Consider the following 803-nt stretch of genomic DNA (forward strand, 5'->3'; position numbering starts at 1 on the left):
GCCTGAGCGCCTGACATGAGAGCGGCCTTCGTCTGATTCTGTGCTCCGTCACAGAGGCACTTGACCAGCACGAAGGCCGTAGCGATGAGTCTGCTGCACCGGGATGTCCCGCGCGATGCGTTGGCCGAACTGTCCTACTTCCGGATGGAGTTCTATGCCTGTCTGACCGGGCGGAGCGACGCGTTGTTCGAGCTGGGCGACGCCTTGTTGTGTGAGGACGGTCCGGTGAAGACGTTGGTCGAGCTGTCCTTGGCGCCTGAGCACCGGTGCGGGCATGGCGCGTTGTACGGCGGGCTGAACCGCGGACGGCTGGATGTGGCACGGCTGCGCAGGGCGCTGGTGGGACTGCCGCTTCCGCGGACGGCGGAGGGGCGGCTGGTCCTGGTCGTCGTCGATGCGGGCTATGACGTGACCCGCCTGGTATTCCTGCTCGCGGACCTGCCCGTGGAGTTGCTGGGCCGGATGCGTTCGGACCGCGTCCTGTACTTCCCGCCCCCGCCGCAGCCGGCAGGCAAACGCGGGCGCAAGCCCAAGCGCGGGGCGGAGTTCAAGTTCGAGGATCCCGACACCCAGCCTGCCCCGACCATCACCACGGTGACCCCGACTACCCCGAAGGACCGCTGCCGGTCATCGAAGGCACGGTCATCCGTCTTCAGGTCGACCACCTACGCGGCGACCGCAACCCCAGGCCGGTCTGGCTGTGGTGGTCAGTCACAGGCGCCAGTGCCGGGGATGGGGACCGGCTCTGGCAAGCATTCCTGCGCAGATTCGATCTTGAACACACCTTCAGGATGATGAAGCAG

Annotated in this window: 1 pseudogene; it reads left to right on the forward strand. The window is 66.6% G+C overall.

Annotated elements, in window-relative coordinates:
* Positions 1–84: 84 nt before the first annotated feature.
* Positions 85–803: pseudogene (locus IH68_RS59025) on the forward strand (transposase); the annotation flags it as partial.

Origin of the sequence: Streptomyces sp. NRRL S-646 (assembly GCF_000720765.1) — a bacterium.
GTDB lineage: Bacteria > Actinomycetota > Actinomycetes > Streptomycetales > Streptomycetaceae > Streptomyces.